Here is a 17,537-nt window from a genome sequence, read left to right as displayed (position 1 = left end):
GAGGAGCGCGCCTTTCAGCTGCCGGGGCTTTGACTCCACCCGCCGACCGCCTAAGCATAATTGTGAGGAGTGCTGAGCGGCTCTCATTGTAAAAGCCACAGGCCAGCACCACCTGAAACCTGCCGGGATTTAACTATCCGCGCCCCTGGAGTCATCAGAAAAACAATGAGGCTTCGCTCGTCACTCAACACCTGTATAACCATACAGTATTATGGCAAAACTTGAAATATCTGGCCGCACATTTTATTATCGCTGTTGTGAGGAGTGCTGAGCACCCCGTTCGCGGCGCGGTTACCAGCCGTTTAGCGAACATAAAAAAAAGGATTTGGTTTAATGCCAAATCCTTTTTTATTACCTGCGATTAATTATCTGGCGGAACTGATACGCCAAATGGTATTTCCCGCATCATCGGCAATCAATACGCCGCCCTGCCGATCGGTGGCTAAACCAACCGGCAAGCCGCGCACCTGCTTCTGATCGTCGGTGAGGAAACCAGTCACCACCGGCTGTGGTTGTCCCACCGGTTTCCCATTCTCGAATTTCACCCACACCACCTGATAGCCGTTGAGCGGCGTACGGTTCCAGCTGCCGTGTTCGCTGATAAACGCCCCGCCGCGATACTGCGGCATATTATCCGCGCCGTAGAACAACAGACCGAGTGGTGCGACGTGCGAACTCAGGGCGTAATCCGGTTTAATCGCCTTCTCTACCAGATCCGGCCTCTGCGGCTGCGCGCGCTCATCCACGTGCTGGCCATAATAGCTGTACGGCCAGCCGTAAAAGCCTTTGTCCTGCACCGACGTCATGTAATCCGGCACTAAATCAGAACCGATCTCGTCGCGTTCATTCACAATCGCCCACAGCTTGCCGCTCTGCGGCTCCCACTGCAATCCGGTGGGATTGCGCAGGCCGCTGGCATAAATCCGGCTGGCACCGCTGGCCGCATCCACTTCCAGCACCGCCGCACGGCGATACTCCTCGCCAATGCCGTTTTCCGTCACGTTACTGTTCGAACCTACGCCAACGTACAGCTTGCTGCCGTCGGGGCTGGCGAGCAGCGATTTGGTCCAGTGATGATTAATTGGCCCGCCCGGCAGCTCGGTCACTTCCACCGGCGGGGTGCGGATCTCGGTTTGCCCGGTTTCATACGGGAATTTCACCAGGCTATCGGCGTTCGCCACATACAGCGTGTTGCCCACCAGCTGCATACCAAACGGCGCCGTCAGGTTGTCGATAAAGCGATGTTGCTCCCATTTGCCATTAACATTACGCAGCAAGGTAATGCGATTACCGCCCTCGCCGCCCTTGCCAGACGCTTTCTGCACAATGCCCATAATCAGCTGCTTCGGTGCGGTGGTCGGTTTCGGTGTGCCATTGGATTCCGCCACCAGCACATCATTGTTCGGCAGCACCAGCACCTGACGCGGATGCTGCAGATTGTCGGCGATCTTTTCGATCTTTAACCCATCCGCCACTTTCGGCATTTCACCGGCTTTCCACGGCGTGCCTTCCGGCACCTGCATCGGCGGCATAAAGAAGTTCTGCGCCTGCGGCAGTTCAGGATTCGCACCGATTTGCTTTTGAGGATCGATCAGCGCCCCGTCGTCACAGGCGCTGAGCAGCATCGCGATGGCTACCGCACTGAGTAAGTGTTTCATACGCGACCTCCTTGCGTGCGACGTTCGCGCAACACCAGCTGCACGTTAGCGATCAGCAGCAGCGCCACCACCAGCGTCGACAGCGTGATGCCCAGTGGCACCACCGCGTAAGCATCGCGACTGTGAATAAAGGCGTTCACCACCGCCAGCACGATCGCCAGCAGCGACAGCCAGAAATGGGTTTTCTCGGTCGGCCGCGCGCCACGGAATAAATAAACCAAACTGATTAAACGTGGCAGGATGGCCAGCACCAGACCGATAGCGATCAGCCAACTGGCGGATTTGGTCCACATGATGACGAAGGTTTGCAAATAGAGGATATCGAAAAACCAGGCGGCGACAAAAAAGCCCAGCGGCAACGGTTCCAGCAGCGTATACAACGTCACACCGAACACCGATCTTCCTGAGGTATGAAACATTACTCTCTCCCTTACCGTATTATTGTCAGATGGTGCACGCGTTGCGCTTTTATAAAACAACGTGCAGCCACCTGTGAAATATTAGTAAAGATAAACAGTAACGTTTAACACTTATCTAACACACTCTAACTTAAGACTTATCTGCCGGCAGGCTTACCCAATAACCCGGTTGATACGGCAAAGGCAGAAACTTTTCGTGGAACTCACGGAACGTGGCGTCCGGATCGAGATCGGCAAACAGTTCAGGATGTAGCCACTTCGCCAGCGCCTGAATCGCGACAAACTGATACGGGCTGTCGTAGAACTGATGCCAGATGGCATGCGCGTTACCGTTGTGCGCCACCGGCAGTGTTTTGAAGGCATCACGCATCATTAGCAGGCGTAAACGCGCCGTCGCTTCTTTCACATCCGCACCGGGCCCCACGCCAACCCATTTACCCACGGTGTTGTAGTTTTTCCAGTTCGCGCCTGTCACCACCACCACATCGGGACGGCTGGCGATGATCTGCTCGGGATTGAGTGTGCCGAACGTGCCTGGAATCAACGCTTTGGCGATATTGCTGCCGCCCGCCAGTTCTACCATCTGACCAAAGTTCTCGTTACCAAACGACATGCAGCACTCGTCGCTGTAGCCGCCAGCACGATCAATCATCACTTTCGGGCGCGTGCCGTTAAAGTTTTTCAGCCGATCGGTCACCTTTTCGATTTGCGCACGGCGGAACGCCACGATCTCTTCGGCGCGCTGCGGATTGTTAACCAGCTCGCCCATGATGCGGATGCTTTGCTCAGCATGTTCCATCGGCTTCTCGCGGAAGTCGATAAACACCACCGGCACGCCCACCGCTTGTAGCTTCTCTATCAGCTTGCCTTCGTCGGTCGCGGCTTTGGATTCGAGGTTCATCAGCACCAAATCGGGCTTCAGCGTCAGCGCCTGTTCGACGTTAAAGGTGCCATCTTTCGCGCCACCAAAGGTCGGCAGCTTTTTGATCTGCGGATATTTCTTTTCATACGCCATATAGCCGTCGTAGTCGGCTTTATGGAAATCGTCACGCCAGCCCACCACGCGCTGGAACGGCGCAGCGGTGTCAAACGCCGCCAGCAAGTACATCTGACGCCCTTCGCCGAGAATGATGCGTTTAGACTCCTCCTTGACCTCGACCTGTCGTCCAGCCACATCGGTAATGGTTTTCGCCGCAGCGTGCCCCGCCACCGCCAGTAATCCCAGTGCTATCAGCCATGATTTCATTTATTACACCTAGAATGATAATGATTATTATTTAAATTTCGCGGCGTCACTATTACCTGGCTGACAGGAAATGAAAAGCCCTGGATACACATTTTTTTACATTCCCTGCGCTTTTTCCCGCTGTGCATTCGCTCACAAAACGCCCGTCATTCGTGAAAAACCTCACAGCGCACCGGGCAAATGCCCAATTAATCGCCACGCTATCCCGCGCTTTGGCTAATGCGTAAACAAAATGTGAACGCTAAATTACAAAATGAAACGATGTTTTATTTTTTATGTTAATGCCTGGTTTGGGCAAGCCACTGAGTTGAAGGAGGAGTTACCGTGAAGATCAGTGCCATTGATGTCACCCTGTTTAGCTACCCCACGCGACGCGTCTCTGACAGCGCCGGACATTCGCATCCCGGCGCAGAGACCGATGCGCAAATGGCGCTGCTAACCATCGCCAGCGAAGATGGCGATTGCGGCTACGCGTTTGCCCCCGCCGAAGTGATTCGTCCGCACGTGGTTAATGCCTTCTTCCGCAAAGTGCTGATTGGGCAAAATGCCTTTGATCGCGAGCGTCTGTGGCAGGATCTGGTGCACTGGCAGCGCGGTAGCGCCCATCAGCTCACCGAACGTGCGTTATCGGCGGTGGAACAGGCGCTGTGGGATTTGATTGGTCGCAAGCTCAAACAACCGGTCCACAAACTGCTTGGCGGTTATCGCGAGAAAATTCCCGCTTACGGCAGCACCATGTGCGGCGATGAGCTGGAAGGCGGTTTATCCACGCCCGATGAATACGCGCAGTTTGCCGAAAAACTGGTCGCGCGCGGTTATCAGGCCATCAAACTGCACACCTGGATGCCGCCGGTGTCGTTCGCGCCCAGCACCCAAATGGACATCAAAGCCTGCGCCGCGGTGCGCGAAGCGGTCGGACCGGACATCGCCCTGATGCTCGACGGCTATCACTGGTACAGCCGCAGCGAGGCGCTCACCATCGGTAAAGCACTGGAAAAACTCAATTTCGCCTGGTTCGAAGAGCCGATGGAAGAGGAAAGCATGGCGTCGTACGCGTGGCTGGCGGAAAACCTCAGCATTGACGTGCTCGGCCCGGAAAGTCTCGGCGGCAAACACCACAGCCGCGCCGATTGGGTGCGCGCTGGTGCCTGCGACATTCTACGCGCTGGCGCTAACGGCGTCGGCGGCATCTCCGCCACCATGAAGGTCGCCAGCCTGGCCGAAGCCTTTGGTATGGATTGCGAAGTACACGGCAACGGTGCCGCCAGCATCGCGGTGGTCGGCGCTATCCGCAACTGCCGCTGGTACGAACGCGGTCTGCTGCATCCGTACCTTGATTACGAACAGCCGCCGGCCTATCTCAACGCGCTGGTCGATCCCATGGACGCAGAGGGTTTTGTCCATCTGCCAACGCGTCCCGGACTTGGGGAGGACATCAATTTCGCGTGGATTGAGACACACACGCTAAATCGCTGGTAAGCGCCCAACACAAGCAGTACGGCATAAAAACGATAAACCTCTGACCTGCTGGACTTTGCTTATGAACCTAATGAACCCCTGCAGAGCGTGGTGCGCCGCGCTGCTGCTGCTCATCTGTAGCCCATCGTTGCTGGCGGCCACGCCAGACGACCAGCTGATTGTGGGCATGAACATGAATAACCTGCTCACGCTCGATCCCGCCGCCATGACCGGCAACGAAGTGGTCGGCATTGTCGTCAATCTCTATGACGGTTTGGTCGAGTTAGATCCGCAACAGCTCACCAACGTGCGCCCAGCGCTGGCGGAGCGCTGGGAGATCAGCCCCGACAATCGTCAACTCACCTTTCATCTGCGTGACAATGTCACCTTCCACTCCGGCAATCCGCTGAGCAGCGCCGATGTGATCTGGTCGATGCGCCGCGTGCTGCACCTGAATCTGGCGCAGGCCTCGGTATGGAAATCTTACGGCTTCAGCAAAGAGAACGTGGATCAGATGATCAGCGCGCCGGATGCGCGCACGGTAGTGATTCGCCTGCCCAAGCCTAACGATCCCAAGCTGGTGCTCTATTCGCTGGCGGCGCTCGGCAGCATGGTGGTACTCGACAGCAAAACCGTGCAGGCGCAGGCGGTGAATAACGACTGGGGCAATCGCTGGCTCACCACCCACGAAGCGGGTTCCGGACCGTTCCGCCTGGATGTGTGGCAGGCCAAAGATGTGCTGCGCATCAGCCGCGATGCCCACTACTGGCGCGGTGCGCCGAAGCTGACGCGTGTGGTGTTCCGTCATCTGCAGGAGTCGCAAACCTTGCGTCTGATGATGGAGAAAGGCGATCTCGATGTTGCCAGCAACATGGCGATCCCCGATGTAAAAGCGCTGCGCCACGATCCCGATCTCACCATCGACGCGGTACAAAAAGGCACGATTTATTACCTGGCGATGAGCATGAAGGACGATCACTTCGCCCATCCGCAGGTACGCGAAGCGCTGCGTTATCTGGTGGATTATCAGGGGATTAACAAAACGCTGATGGCCGGTTACGGCACGCTGCATCAGCGGCCAATTCAAGCCGGCATGCCGGCAACGCTGCCTGATCCAGGCTACAAGCTGGATGTGCCGCGCGCTAAAGCCTTGCTGGCCGCCGCCGGTTATCCCAACGGGTTTGATACCACGCTGCGCGTGCTGGCCGATCAGCCGTTCCTCAATGTCGCGATTGCGATTCAGTCCACGCTGATGCAGGGCGGCATTCGCGCCAAAATCATCACCGGCACCGGTAACCAGATCTACGGTGCGATGCGCGATCGTCAGTTCAATCTGCTGGTCGGGCGCGGCGGCAGCGGCGTGGAGCCGCATCCGCACTCCAGCCTGCGCGCGCTGGTGTACAACCCCAATAACGCCGACAGCGCGCGCCTCACCAATTTTCAGGGCTGGCGCACCGGTTTTTATGACGCGCAGCTGAACAGCATGATCGATAAAGCGCTGCTGGAGCGCGATGTAAAACAGCAGCAGCAGGATTACTTCGCTATCCAGCAGCGCTACGACCAGCTGATTCCAGCGCTAATGCCGATCTCGCAAATGACCGATTCGGTGGTGGTGAATAATCGGGTGCAGGATTACGTGCCGCATCCATCGGCCACCACTTTCCTGCGTGACGTATGGAAAACGCCAGACAGCCTGGCGGGAGGTGCGCAATGAAGCTGACAAAAAGCCACTGGCGGCGCCTGCGTAGCCGCACCGTTCAGGTGGCGATCACGCTGTTTGGCCTGCTGTTGCTGACCTTCTTTATTGGTCGCGTGATGCCGCTCGATCCGGTGCTGGCGATTGTCGGGCCGGATGCCGATCACAACACCTATCAGCAGGTTTATCACCAACTCGGCTTCGATAAACCGCTGTGGGTGCAGTTTGGTATCTATCTGCAAGGCCTGCTGCACGGCAACCTGGGGCTGGCGCTACTGACCGGGCAGCCGGTGATCAACGATATCCTGCGCGTCTTCCCGGCCACGGTAGAACTGGCGACGCTGGCGATTGTGATTGGTACCGGCCTCGGCGTCCCGCTGGGCGTGTGGGCCGCCGCACGCCGCAACAGCGTGATTGACTATCTGGTGCGCATCATCAGCCTGGCGGGTTACTCCACGCCGATCTTCTGGGTGGGCATGGTGGGTCTGCTGCTGTTTTATGCCCATCTCGGCTGGGTCGGCGGCGCGGGCCGTGTTGATTTCAGTCTCGATGGCATTGTGCCGCGTCGCACCGGTTTTCTGCTGATCGATGCCTTGCTGGTGGGCGACTTCACGGTGTTCAGCAATGCGCTCAATCACCTGATTCTGCCTGCGTCCCTGCTCGGCTTTCACTCGCTGGCTTACATCAGCCGCATGACGCGCAGCTTTATGCTGGCGCAACTGTCGCAGGAGTTCATTTTGACGGCGCGGGTGAAAGGACTCAGCGAATGGCAGGTGATTTGGCAGCACGCGTTCCGCAATATTCTGGTGCAGCTGCTCACGGTGGTGGCGCTGGCGTACGGCTCGCTGCTGGAAGGCGCGGTGCTGATTGAAACCGTGTTCTCATGGCCCGGTTTTGGGTCCTATCTCACCGGCAGTTTGATGCTCGGCGATATGAATGCGGTGATGGGCTGCGTGCTGGTGGTCGGCCTGATATTCGTGCTGCTCAATCTTCTCTCTGACTTGCTCTATCAGGTGTTCGATCCGAGGACCAAAGTATGACGATTTCTCTCGATACGCCGTTAGCCAGCCAGACGCGCGAACGGCTGGCGCGCTGTCGCCGCACCGGCGCGCGCATCGGCCATTTTCTCGGGCAAATGGCGCGCAACCCGCTAACCGCGATTGGCGGCGGCATCATTTTGCTGCTGCTGGTGGTGGCGCTGTTCGCACCCTGGATCGCGCCCTACCATCCGCTGATTCAGGATCTCAACAACGCGCTGACGCCGCCCAACGCGCAGCACTGGTTTGGCACCGATGAATTTGGCCGCGACATTTTCAGCCGTCTGGTGTGGGGCGCGCGCATCACGCTGTATATCGTGCTGCTGGTGTCGATCACCGTGGGTCCGCTGGGCTTGCTGCTCGGCGTCACCGCCGGTTACTTCGGCGGCAAAGTGGATAGCGTGTTGATGCGCGTCACCGACATCTTCATCTCCTTCCCTAGCCTGGTGCTGGCGCTGGCGTTTGTCGCCGCGCTCGGTCCGGGGCTGGAGCATGTGGTGATCGCCATTACGCTCACCGCCTGGCCGCCGATTGCCCGCCTGGCGCGCGCTGAAGCACTGTCGCTGCGTCAGGCCGACTTTGTCTCCGCGGTGCGCTTACAGGGCGCCTCGTCACTGCGCATTTTGTGGAAACACATTGTGCCGCTGTGCCTGCCTTCGGTGATTATCCGCATCACCATGAATATGGCGGGCATCATTCTCACCGCTGCCGGACTCGGTTTTCTCGGTTTGGGCGCGCAGCCGCCGGATCCGGAATGGGGCGCGATGATCGCCAGCGGCCGCACATACATGCTGGAGTGTTGGTGGGTGGTGACGGTGCCAGGTCTGGCGATTCTGATCAACAGCTTAGCGTTCAACTTCTTAGGAGATGGCTTACGTGACATCCTCGATCCCCGCAGCGAATAGCGCTGCACCGTTGCTCGACGTGCAGGATTTACAGGTCAATTTCGTCAATGGCCGGCTGGTGACGCCCGCCGTGCGCGGCATCTCCTTCCAGTTGGGCAAGGAGAAACTGGCGATTGTGGGTGAATCCGGTTCCGGCAAATCCACCGTTGGCCGCGCGCTGTTACAGCTGCATCCACGCAGCGCGCAGGTCACGGCACAGCGCATGCAGTTTGGTGAGATGGACCTGCTGCGTGCCACGCCGGCGCAGATGCGCGCCATTCGCGGCAAGCGCATCTCCATGATTATGCAGGATCCGAAATATTCGCTGAATCCGGTGGTACGCGTGGGTGAGCAGATTGCTGAAGCCTGGCGCAGTCATCATCCCGGCCAGCGCGAGGTTGCGCGGCAGCGGGCGATGGAGATGCTCGACGTGGTGCAGGTGCGCGATCCGGGCCGCATCTATCAATGTTATCCGCACGAAATTTCCGGTGGTCAGGGCCAGCGCGTGATGATCGCCATGATGCTGATTACCGAGCCTGAGCTGCTGATTGCCGATGAACCCACTTCGGCGCTGGATGTTTCGGTGCGTTTGCAGGTGCTGGCGCTGCTGGATGATTTAGTGAAACAGCGCGGTCTGGGGCTGATTTTTATCAGTCACGACATCAATCTGGTGCGGCGTTTCTGTGACCGCGTGCTGGTGATGTATGCCGGGCGCGTGGTGGAGTCGCTGGCGGCCAGCGAACTCGCTCAGGCGCAGCATCCCTATACGCAAGGCCTACTCGCCGCGCTGCCCGATATGGGCCAGCGTCGCGCCCGTCTGCCGGTGCTGCAACGTCAGGCCAGCTGGCTGCAACCCTAAGGAGCAATGATGAACGAGATGATCCGCGTAAGTAATCTCAACCTCAGTTTTGGTGAGGAGGAGCGACGTAATCAGGTGCTGTTCGACGTCAATTTGTCGATTCGCCAAGGTGAAATCTTTGGCCTGGTTGGCGAATCCGGATCGGGCAAAACCACGGTGCTGAAGTGCCTCGCCGGGCTGTTCACCCACTGGCACGGCGAGCTGGCGATTGATGGCGTGCCGCTGGCGCATCGCATCGCGCGCGAGCGCTGCCGCAGCGTGCAGATGGTGTTTCAGGATCCGTACGGATCGCTGCATCCACGCCACACCATCGGCGATATTCTCGAGGAGCCGCTGCAGATTCACGGCATCGGCCAGCGTCAGCAGCGCGTTATCGCCATGCTGGAGAAAGTTGGCCTCAATCGCGCGTGGCAAACCCGCTATCCGCACCAACTTTCTGGCGGTCAGCGCCAGCGCGTTGCCATCGCCCGCGCGCTGATTCTCGAACCGCGCGTGTTGCTACTGGATGAACCGACCTCGGCGCTGGATGTCTCGGTGCAAGCGGAGATCCTCAATCTGCTTAGTGATCTGCAGCAGCAGGAGAAGCTGACCTACTTGTTGGTGACGCACGATCTCGGCGTGGTGGCGCATCTGTGCCATCGCGTGGCGGTGATGCAACACGGCAAAGTGCTTGAGACGCTGGATGTCGATGCGCTGGTGCACAACCGCGCGCAGGTGGCGTATACGCAGATGCTGGTGGATGCGAGCCGGCAGGATAACGGGGTTTTAGCGTAGGGTCGCCATTTATGGCGTAATCCTTACTGATAAGAAAGCATTTTGCTTTAAACCTGTTGCGGGCTCTGACACATCTGCTGCGTCAGCGCCTCTAACCTATGAGCCCTTTTCAACAACACGCACTGAAGTTTAAGCAGGCCGGGGCCGCTTTTGGGCCAGCAATCCGCAGCGCTGAACGAAGCGAGGAAGCCAGGAGAGCCCGCAGGACGCGGGCGAAAGGCGGAGTCGGGACAAGGATGTCCCGTCTACGCCGGTCCGTCAGGCAGACGAGCGAAGTGAAGGTACCGCGATAGCGGCGCGAGGACCGCAGGACCAAAAGTGGCACCGGCCTGCGTACTCGTCACTGGCTTAACTGACATGCATTACGTCGTCTGTGGTAACTTGAATGAACAATTGAGACGTCTGCAACGGTTGGTCGGTAGGATAAATACGCGTGACTGTTGAATCGAAGGGATAACAAAGTCGAGTGCTTCACTGACTCTGAAGCTGCCTAACTCTTAGCGTTTTCTCCGACACTTGCTCCGGCACTTTGATGCCATAGTGCAAATGGAGAAGGACATAAACAGCAAAGCCAGGTTTCCCTGGCTTTGCTTAACCGATATTGATTACTGCGTCAGTTCACGCACAAAACCCACGATCTCCTGATTCTGCCCATGTTCAAACAGGCAATGCTGCAGGCGCGGGCCGCTCACTGCGGTCTTAACCAGCTCGGGATCGATGGCGCGCAGTGAATCGAGGTAATTCTCTTTCAGCAGCGCCGCTTTCACTTCGTTCAGAATGCCCGCATTACGCACCTGCGGCTCTTTGCGCTCTGGCGGGTAGCCGTGCCCTTTTTCACCGGTAAAGGCTTTTTCGAAGATAAAGCGCAGGTTTAGTTCCGCGCCCCAGCCGAAACCTTTGGCGAACGGCAGCGACAGCGCATTGCCGTTGTTGATTTGCGCAAACAGGTAAGCATCCGCCGGATCGATGCAGTAGCCGCACACCACGCCGGGATGCAGGTTCAGCGACATTAACGCACCCTGGCCGGTGCCGCAACCAGCCACCACGAAGTCCACCGCTTTGCTGTTAAGCAGTACGTTGGCCATGATGCCGAGGTGAATATAGGTAAGATGGTGATCCTGTTCGTCGCTCATACCGACGTTAAACACCTGATGCCCGAGCGGTTGCGCCACAGACTGAAGCTCTTTCAACACCGTTGCGTTCTTCGCAGCCTGGCTGTTTTCCATCATCAAAGCGATTTTCATGATCCATCCTCAGATTAAATTGAAACACCGTTTCATTTTAATCAAAGAACGTTAAAATGCAGCCTTTAAATGCCTTTTTGACTGTGAGTTAAGTCACATATTGACGATGCAACCTGCAAGGAGAAATCATGTTTATCTTTAAAAGCGCAACCCGACTGGACGATTTAGGTAACGGCGTAACGCGCCGAATACTGGCGCACGGCGGCACCCTGATGGCGGTGGAAGTCACCTTTAAGCAGGGTGCTGTCGGTCCGCTGCATCACCATCCGCATGAGCAGCTCACCTATGTGCTGTCCGGACGTTTTGCCTTCACCATTGATGGCGTTACCAAAGAAGTGAGCGCCGGCGATACGCTGTATAAAGCGCCGAACATTGTGCACGGTTGTGTGTGTCTGGAAGCGGGCGTATTGCTGGATACCTTTACGCCGCAACGCGAGGATTTTCTGGCGGCACCTTAACGTGCCGCCAGAACGATTAGCGGGAAGCCCACCAAAGTCGCAGTTTCAGCCCCCAACCGCTGGTCCAGCCGCTGCTGGTGCTGATGACTTTGCCCTGATGCAGCACGATAAAGGTCGGCGTGGCGTTGATATCCCAGCGCTGGCCGATCGCCCCGCTCTCATCATTGATCGCCACGCCTTGCAGCCCTTTCTTCTCCAGCCAGGTTGCCACGCGCGCGTCACTGCCGGAACGCAGCGCCACGCTCACCACCTTGTCACCTTCCTGACTCATCGCCGCCACGGTTGGCGTGGTGAGTTTGCACACGCCACACCAGGTTGCCCAGACGTACACCAGCAGTGGCCGATGCTGACTGAGTTCCGCCAGATTCACCTCGCCTTGCAGCGAGGTCAGCGGTTGTTGCGCCAGGTCGGCAGGCAGCTGCGGTGCCCGCAGCCAATCCATGCCCCACAGCGCAGCCGCGACAATCAGCACCAGCAGCAGCGCCTCACGCAGCCAGCGCTTTAATCGACTCATTGCTTCGCCTGCAGCGCGCCTTTCACTGCCGCTTCCAGCTGCTCATATGGCACCGCGCCGCTGATCATCTGGTCGCCCACCAGCGTGGCTGGCGTGCCCTGAACGCCGAGCTGCTGCGCCAGCGTCAGGTTGCTGTTGATGGTATCGAGGCTCACTTTGCTTGGCTCTTTCAGCTTGATGCCGGTCTTCTCCAGCGCCGCGTCGATGCTGGCGGTATCGTGATTGCCCTTTTTCGCCATCAAACGCTCATGCAGCTTCAGGAAGTTTTTCGGCTGCTGCTCCCACACGGTGAGCGCCAGACGCGCCGAGGTGAGAGAGGTTTCAGCACGGTACGGCAGCGGTTTGATCACCACCGCTACCTGCGGATAAGCCTTAATCAGTTTTTCGATATCGGCTTCAAACTTCTTGCAGAACACGCAGTTGTAATCGGTGAAATAGACCAGCGTCAGCACCGGTTTTTCAGCGCCAATGCGCGGTGAACCGGCGTCGTTGAACAGCGCATCGTGGTTTTTCTTCACCATCTGCGCCACTACGTTTTGCTGCTGTTGCGCTGCTTCTTTATCAAAGGCATCAGCGGCTTCCGCCAGAATCGACGGATTCTGCACCAGGGTTTCACGGATCAGTTCTTTGATGCGCGCTTCCTGCTCAGGCGTAAAAGGCGCGGCCGCCAGTGCAGGCATGGCAAGGAACATCAGTGGCAGTAACAGGGATTTCTTCATTATTTTTTCGCCTCAGAGAGAGTGGAGATCACCGCTTCACGACTCAGCAGCGGTGACAAAATCTGGCCTTGCGGCAGTGCCGGGCCATAAATTTGGTTAAAAGGGATCGCCACGCGGTCGCGGCGGCGCAGGAATTCACCAATGGCGGGATCGGGCTGCGTCCAGTCGCCGCGCAGCAGTACCACATCATCGGCTTTGAGCGCAGCACGCACATCGGGCTGATTCAGGACGCGAGATTTATTCACTTTACAGGTGATGCACCAGTCGGCGGTGACATCGACAAACACCCGTTTATCCTGCTCAAGTGCCTGATGGATCGCCGCTTCGGTCAATGGCTGCCAGTGCAGCTTCTCCTCTTCCGGCGAGATACGCGTCATCAGGAACAGCGCTCCGGCCAGCGTCAGGGTGATAAACACCACGCCCGCCTGCTGCAGCGCGCGACGTTTCACCAGCCAGCCACACAACACCACGAGTAACACGCCCGCCAGCACCAGCGCGAAGGTGCTGCCCCAATGCGGCACCAGCAACGTCACCAGCCAGAAGGTGGCGAGCAGCATCAACAGGCCGAGCACGCTGCGCAGATGCAGCATCCAGCGCCCCGGACGCGGCAGGCAGCGCGCCATGCCCGGTAACGCCGCCACCAGCAACCATGGCAAACTCATGCCGACGCCGAGCGCGACAAACAGCAGCCATAGCTGCGGCAGCGGTGCCGTCAGCGCATAAGCCACCGCCGTACCGAGAAAAGGCGCGCTGCACGGCGTGGCCAGCAAGGTGGCAAACGCGCCCTGGCCGAAGTGGCCGAGCAAGCCGTCGCCGCCCTGCGTCGCCAGTTTGGTATTCAAACCCGACGGCAAGCGGAAATGCAGCAGATCAAACAGGCTGGCGCTAAACAGGAACATCACCAGCACCATCACCAGCAGGAAGCCGCTGCTCTGGAACTGAATGCCCCAGCCCAGCGCCTGACCGCTGAGTCGCAGTCCCGTCATCAGCAGCGCCAATAGCAGGAAGGAGAAAATGATCCCGGCGCTGGAGGCGAGAAACTGCTGGCGCGTCTGACGCTGCGTTTGTCCTTGCTGCTGCACCAGGCTGCTGAGCTTGATCGCCAGCACCGGCAACACACACGGCATCAGGTTGAGGATCAAGCCGCCGAGCAGCGCCAGCAGCAACACCGACCATAAGGTTTGCGCCGCATCGCCGGACACCAGCGTTTCCGTGCCGATATTTATCGCGCTTTGCTGCGCAATGCCAGCATCCGCAACCACCAGCGACAGCGTTTTGCCGCGCAGATCCGGTGCCGCTTCGCCCCATTCATCGGTGACCGCTACGCGCGCGCTGAGCGTGTCGCCATTCACACGGATCGTCGGTGCCGCCAGCATGCTGCCCGGCGGATAATCGAAGAACAGTTCAGGCTGTTGCCAGCCGCCCTGACGCTGTGCGCGGATCTGCAATTCGCCATTTACAAAGCTGGCGTGGAGTTGATCGGTTAAGCCGCTAGCCGCCGGGATGCGCCCCATCGCCTCGGCGAAATCGCGGGCAAAATCGGCGTCTGCGGGCTGGGTCAGATCGAGGCTGAACGGGAAGTCGGTGAGGATGCAAACATCGCTACAGGTTGAGAGCGTCAGCGTTCCCACAAGTTGCTGGCTCGACAGTTTCGCCAGCTCGATCGGCAGCGTGATATCGCCTTTATAGCCTTGCGTGGTCAAGCCGCTGACGTCAAAACGCTCGGGCGCGGGCCAGAACCATTGCGCCTTGACCGCCGGGGTTTGCCAGCGGATTTCCGGCGCAACGCCGCCTTCGCCAGGCGTGCGCCAGTAGGTTTTCCAGCCGGGTTGCAGGCGAATATCCAGCAGCAGTTGCTGATTATCGTTGTGGCTGGCGCTGCGCAAGCGCACTTCGGCGTGGCTGTTTTGCGCATTGCGCAGCCAGCCGGTGTCTGCCGCCTGCGCAGTGATTGCGCAGCTCGCCAGCAGGAGCAGCAGGCTCCTGATCAATACAGTCATGTGAATTCTCCAGTGAATAACAGGGTTTACGCGATGTAACGCGCAGGTGTTATTCCCGGAAGACGCAAAAGGTCAGATGCCGCCGTCGCAGAGGCGGAAACAGCGGTGCGCGGCGATAGCCGACGCAAGTGGTAGTTTGTGTGAAAGTGGCGATCAGTGCCAGCAGCAACAGCAGGAAAGGCAATGCGGTATCAAGGATTGGCGCGGCGGCACTCAGCGATTTGGCGCTTAGCGCACAGGGTTTTTCGCTGCCGCTGGCATCATCACTGCTGTTGGTGTGCGCGGACGCGCTGACCTGCGCTAAAGGTGCGGAAGGCAAATTGAAGCTGCGCTGGACGAGACAAAACGCCAGCACCAGACAAACCAGTGCCAGAATCCATTTTGCGCGTGATAGCGATATCGTCATGCCGCAGCCTCAGAGAAAAGTGCGGACATTTTAAGCATCTGCAGCAGAAACACCAAGCTTTGCTGTGTAAACTTTTGTCTTTGTGGTGTTCAACCCAGATCCAGGATCGTAGCGGCGCGATTTATCGCGCATCTCAACGAAGGCATATTACCCACCTAAACACGACGCAATAAATGGCGCCGCTACGATGATTGCGGCCATCAAAATTTGATCGTTACACGGCGTTAAACAATATCATCCACCACGCCACCATCGACGCGCAGCGCGGCACCGGACGTCGCCGACGCCTGTTTCGAGCAAACATACACCACCATATTAGCCACCTCTTCGACCGTGGCGGCGCGCTGGATCACCGAACTTGGCCGCTGCGCCATCACAAACTCTTTCGCCAGCTCTTCCAGCGCCTTACCGGTGCGCTTCACCTCATCTTCCATCATCGCGGCAAAGCCATCAGAGAGCGTTGGGCCCGGCAACACGCTGTTTACCGTCACGCCGCTGCCCGCCACCACTTTTGCCAGACCGCGCGCCAGCGATAGCTGCGCCGTTTTACTCACGCCGTAATGCAGCATATCGGCGGGAATGTTCAAGGCTGATTCCGAGGAGATAAACACCACGCGGCCCCAACCACGCTGCACCATCTCCGGCAATAAAGCCCGCGACAGGCGCACGCCGGACATCACGTTGGTTTGCCAATAGGCGTCCCAGGTGTCGTCATCCACTTCATAAAAATCCTGCGGACCGTAAATCCCGGCGTTATTCACCAGAATATCAATTGGCGGCAAGCCATTAAGTAGTTGCTTAACCCCTTGGGCACTGCCGAGATCGGCGATCAAGGTGTGAATTTGGGCGCCCGCCACTACGCCGTTGAGCTTCTCGCGCGCACGACTCACCGAGGCTTCACTGCGCCCGTTCAGCACCACTTCCGCCCCGCTGGCTGCCAGACCTTGTGCAATGGCAAAACCGATACCGCCAGTTGATGCGGTAACTAAGGCTGTTTTTCCGTGTAAATCGATATTCATCGTGCTTTCCTCTGTGAGCGTAATCACAAAGCCTGGTTCAGGCAGGAGAAGATGCATTGACGAATCATGCGATGGTGCTGTCGGCCACAGGGCTGATGTGCGTTCAGCCTGCTGCCGACATTATTTAGCCCGAGGCCGATAAAGCCGGTTGAGCGCTGATCGGCAGCCGCAGTTGACGCTGTAACCAGGCGCAGGCTGCCGCCTGATCCGGATTGCGTGCGTTAAGCTGCAACACCGGACCCAGCGCCATCGGTTGGGCGGTTTCTGCTAACTTGCGCAGTTCTGGCAGATACTCCGCGCCCGGATGTCCCGGCATGCGATCGGTTAAACGAGCCTGATAACGCGCTACCGCCTCATCCGGCGTGATCGCCAGCCACAGCTCCAGCACCCGCGTCACGCCCGCCTGCTGCAATCCCTGCTGCAGCACCTCTTTCGGCTGGAAGCCAAACCAGGCATCGATGACATAGATACAACGCGTCGGCGCTTGCGCCACCACTTGCCAGATCGCCTGATACGCCGCACAACCTAACTGGCGATTGCGCAGGCGATCCACCGGCGCAAAGCTGGCCATAAACGGCTCTTTCAGGCTATCCAGCGTCAGCACCGGAAAACCGAACTGCTCGGCCAGCGCGCGCGTTAGCGTGCTTTTGCCGGAAGCCGGAATGCCATTCACCAGCACGACAATTTTCTCTTCGGTGTCGGTTGTCATAGGATTTCAATCACCTCCGCGGCACTGCTGGCGTTGCGCAAGCGCACCAGCGTCTCCTCATCCTCCAGCAGCGTAACAATCGCGCGGATGCCCTCTTCAATGTGGGCGTTGCTGTCACGTGCACCGAACATAATCACGATGTCGGCTTTGTCACTGCCGTCGAATGAGATTGGCTCATCCAGCACAATCATGCTGAAACAATCTTTCAGCACGCCGGTCTCCGGCCGCGCATGGGGAATGGCGATGCCCTCCTCAAACACGTAATAGGCACCATGCTCCAGCGTGTTAGCGATCACTGCTTCCGGGTAACTGGCTTTGATGTAACCGCCGTTCACCAGCGGCAGCGCCGCCAGCGCGATCACTTCGCGCCAATCCCTGGCGCTGATCCCCACCTGAATCGCACTTGCCTCCTGCAGCAGCTGTTTAATACTCATACT

General features: G+C 58.2%; 18 protein-coding genes. 7 read left to right on the top strand and 11 right to left on the bottom strand.

Annotated elements, in window-relative coordinates; all coding sequences use genetic code 11:
- Positions 1 to 365: 365 nt before the first annotated feature.
- The 3 genes from IB226_RS04455 to IB226_RS04445 form a co-directional block, all read right to left on the bottom strand.
- Positions 366 to 1,658 carry a sorbosone dehydrogenase family protein gene (locus IB226_RS04455; RefSeq protein ID WP_101764461.1) on the bottom strand — a complete coding sequence of 431 codons (1,293 nt, stop codon included), beginning with the start codon at positions 1,656 to 1,658 and terminating at the stop codon, positions 366 to 368.
- Positions 1,655 to 2,077 carry a DUF2231 domain-containing protein gene (locus IB226_RS04450; RefSeq protein ID WP_192233770.1) on the bottom strand — a complete coding sequence of 141 codons (423 nt, stop codon included), beginning with the start codon at positions 2,075 to 2,077 and terminating at the stop codon, positions 1,655 to 1,657. The genes IB226_RS04455 and IB226_RS04450 overlap by 4 nt, the downstream gene beginning before the upstream one ends.
- Before the next feature lie 130 nt (positions 2,078 to 2,207).
- On the bottom strand, positions 2,208 to 3,323 hold the full coding sequence (locus tag IB226_RS04445; protein WP_192233767.1) for an ABC transporter substrate-binding protein: 1,116 nt from the start codon (positions 3,321 to 3,323) through the stop codon (positions 2,208 to 2,210).
- A gap of 324 nt (positions 3,324 to 3,647) precedes the next feature.
- On the opposite strand from IB226_RS04445, the gene IB226_RS04440 reads away from it, so the two are divergent.
- From IB226_RS04440 to IB226_RS04415, 6 genes are all read left to right on the top strand, one after another.
- The gene (locus tag IB226_RS04440; protein ID WP_192233765.1) at positions 3,648 to 4,802 is read left to right on the top strand and encodes a mandelate racemase family protein; all 1,155 of its coding nucleotides are present in this window, start codon (positions 3,648 to 3,650) and stop codon (positions 4,800 to 4,802) included.
- A gap of 61 nt (positions 4,803 to 4,863) precedes the next feature.
- Positions 4,864 to 6,495, top strand: coding sequence for an ABC transporter substrate-binding protein (locus IB226_RS04435; RefSeq protein ID WP_192233763.1), 1,632 nt, complete (start codon positions 4,864 to 4,866; stop codon positions 6,493 to 6,495).
- Positions 6,492 to 7,517, top strand: coding sequence for an ABC transporter permease (locus IB226_RS04430; protein ID WP_101764466.1), 1,026 nt, complete (start codon positions 6,492 to 6,494; stop codon positions 7,515 to 7,517). The genes IB226_RS04435 and IB226_RS04430 overlap by 4 nt, the downstream gene beginning before the upstream one ends.
- On the top strand, positions 7,514 to 8,419 hold the full coding sequence (locus IB226_RS04425) for an ABC transporter permease (protein WP_101764467.1): 906 nt from the start codon (positions 7,514 to 7,516) through the stop codon (positions 8,417 to 8,419). Before IB226_RS04430 ends, IB226_RS04425 begins: the two co-directional genes overlap by 4 nt.
- Positions 8,391 to 9,257 carry an ABC transporter ATP-binding protein gene (locus IB226_RS04420; protein WP_192233761.1) on the top strand — a complete coding sequence of 289 codons (867 nt, stop codon included), beginning with the start codon at positions 8,391 to 8,393 and terminating at the stop codon, positions 9,255 to 9,257. The genes IB226_RS04425 and IB226_RS04420 overlap by 29 nt, the downstream gene beginning before the upstream one ends.
- Positions 9,258 to 9,275: 18 nt before the next feature.
- Complete coding sequence (locus tag IB226_RS04415) at positions 9,276 to 10,031, top strand: ABC transporter ATP-binding protein (protein ID WP_192234505.1); 756 nt, start codon at positions 9,276 to 9,278, stop codon at positions 10,029 to 10,031.
- 605 nt (positions 10,032 to 10,636) lie between these two features.
- Here IB226_RS04415 and IB226_RS04410 read toward each other — a convergent pair.
- Positions 10,637 to 11,275, bottom strand: coding sequence for an RpiB/LacA/LacB family sugar-phosphate isomerase (locus tag IB226_RS04410; protein WP_008110061.1), 639 nt, complete (start codon positions 11,273 to 11,275; stop codon positions 10,637 to 10,639).
- Positions 11,276 to 11,403: 128 nt separating this feature from the next.
- Between IB226_RS04410 and IB226_RS04405 the strand changes: the two genes are divergently transcribed.
- Positions 11,404 to 11,733, top strand: coding sequence for a cupin domain-containing protein (locus tag IB226_RS04405; protein ID WP_101764470.1), 330 nt, complete (start codon positions 11,404 to 11,406; stop codon positions 11,731 to 11,733).
- A gap of 16 nt (positions 11,734 to 11,749) precedes the next feature.
- On the opposite strand, the gene IB226_RS04400 is transcribed toward IB226_RS04405, so the two are convergent.
- The 7 genes from IB226_RS04400 to IB226_RS04370 all read right to left on the bottom strand — a co-directional run bounded on the left by IB226_RS04400 (position 11,750) and on the right by IB226_RS04370 (position 17,534).
- Positions 11,750 to 12,247: a protein disulfide oxidoreductase gene (locus IB226_RS04400; protein ID WP_137385736.1), complete on the bottom strand. Its 498-nt coding sequence runs from the start codon at positions 12,245 to 12,247 to the stop codon at positions 11,750 to 11,752.
- Positions 12,244 to 12,966 (bottom strand): DsbA family protein, encoded by a 723-nt coding sequence (locus IB226_RS04395; RefSeq protein WP_192233759.1) that lies wholly within the window; start codon positions 12,964 to 12,966, stop codon positions 12,244 to 12,246. Before IB226_RS04395 ends, IB226_RS04400 begins: the two co-directional genes overlap by 4 nt.
- Positions 12,966 to 14,966 (bottom strand): protein-disulfide reductase DsbD, encoded by a 2,001-nt coding sequence (locus IB226_RS04390; protein WP_192233750.1) that lies wholly within the window; start codon positions 14,964 to 14,966, stop codon positions 12,966 to 12,968. The genes IB226_RS04395 and IB226_RS04390 overlap by 1 nt, the downstream gene beginning before the upstream one ends.
- A gap of 49 nt (positions 14,967 to 15,015) precedes the next feature.
- A complete protein-coding gene (locus IB226_RS04385; protein WP_101764474.1) occupies positions 15,016 to 15,372 on the bottom strand; it encodes a hypothetical protein in 357 nt (118 codons plus the stop codon).
- Between the two features lie 224 nt (positions 15,373 to 15,596).
- Entirely contained in the window at positions 15,597 to 16,391 is a 795-nt protein-coding gene (locus IB226_RS04380) for an SDR family NAD(P)-dependent oxidoreductase (protein ID WP_192233748.1), read from the bottom strand.
- Positions 16,392 to 16,515: 124 nt separating this feature from the next.
- Entirely contained in the window at positions 16,516 to 17,100 is a 585-nt protein-coding gene (locus IB226_RS04375) for an AAA family ATPase (RefSeq protein WP_192233746.1), read from the bottom strand.
- A complete protein-coding gene (locus tag IB226_RS04370) occupies positions 17,097 to 17,534 on the bottom strand; it encodes a PTS sugar transporter subunit IIA (RefSeq protein WP_091003163.1) in 438 nt (145 codons plus the stop codon). Before IB226_RS04370 ends, IB226_RS04375 begins: the two co-directional genes overlap by 4 nt.
- Between the last annotated feature and the right edge of the window lie 3 nt (positions 17,535 to 17,537).

Source organism: Pantoea sp. PNT03, from assembly GCF_014852515.1.
GTDB lineage: Bacteria > Pseudomonadota > Gammaproteobacteria > Enterobacterales > Enterobacteriaceae > Pantoea > Pantoea leporis.
The sequence above is the reverse complement of the archived record's forward strand: the minus strand, read 5'-3'. Positions and strand labels throughout refer to the sequence as shown.

Excerpts from the sequence above, each read along its gene's own strand:
- IB226_RS04455 (WP_101764461.1), bottom strand. The coding sequence starts at position 1,658 with ATGAAACACTTACTCAGTGCGGTAGCCATCGCGATGCTGCTCAGCGCC.
- IB226_RS04450 (WP_192233770.1), bottom strand. The coding sequence starts at position 2,077 with ATGTTTCATACCTCAGGAAGATCGGTGTTCGGTGTGACGTTGTATACG.
- IB226_RS04445 (WP_192233767.1), bottom strand. The coding sequence starts at position 3,323 with ATGAAATCATGGCTGATAGCACTGGGATTACTGGCGGTGGCGGGGCAC.
- IB226_RS04435 (WP_192233763.1), top strand. The coding sequence starts at position 4,864 with ATGAACCTAATGAACCCCTGCAGAGCGTGGTGCGCCGCGCTGCTGCTG.
- IB226_RS04430 (WP_101764466.1), top strand. The coding sequence starts at position 6,492 with ATGAAGCTGACAAAAAGCCACTGGCGGCGCCTGCGTAGCCGCACCGTT.
- IB226_RS04425 (WP_101764467.1), top strand. The coding sequence starts at position 7,514 with ATGACGATTTCTCTCGATACGCCGTTAGCCAGCCAGACGCGCGAACGG.
- IB226_RS04415 (WP_192234505.1), top strand. The coding sequence starts at position 9,276 with ATGATCCGCGTAAGTAATCTCAACCTCAGTTTTGGTGAGGAGGAGCGA.
- IB226_RS04410 (WP_008110061.1), bottom strand. The coding sequence starts at position 11,275 with ATGAAAATCGCTTTGATGATGGAAAACAGCCAGGCTGCGAAGAACGCA.
- IB226_RS04405 (WP_101764470.1), top strand. The coding sequence starts at position 11,404 with ATGTTTATCTTTAAAAGCGCAACCCGACTGGACGATTTAGGTAACGGC.
- IB226_RS04400 (WP_137385736.1), bottom strand. The coding sequence starts at position 12,247 with ATGAGTCGATTAAAGCGCTGGCTGCGTGAGGCGCTGCTGCTGGTGCTG.
- IB226_RS04395 (WP_192233759.1), bottom strand. The coding sequence starts at position 12,966 with ATGAAGAAATCCCTGTTACTGCCACTGATGTTCCTTGCCATGCCTGCA.
- IB226_RS04390 (WP_192233750.1), bottom strand. The coding sequence starts at position 14,966 with ATGACTGTATTGATCAGGAGCCTGCTGCTCCTGCTGGCGAGCTGCGCA.
- IB226_RS04385 (WP_101764474.1), bottom strand. The coding sequence starts at position 15,372 with ATGACGATATCGCTATCACGCGCAAAATGGATTCTGGCACTGGTTTGT.
- IB226_RS04380 (WP_192233748.1), bottom strand. The coding sequence starts at position 16,391 with ATGAATATCGATTTACACGGAAAAACAGCCTTAGTTACCGCATCAACT.
- IB226_RS04375 (WP_192233746.1), bottom strand. The coding sequence starts at position 17,100 with ATGACAACCGACACCGAAGAGAAAATTGTCGTGCTGGTGAATGGCATT.
- IB226_RS04370 (WP_091003163.1), bottom strand. The coding sequence starts at position 17,534 with ATGAGTATTAAACAGCTGCTGCAGGAGGCAAGTGCGATTCAGGTGGGG.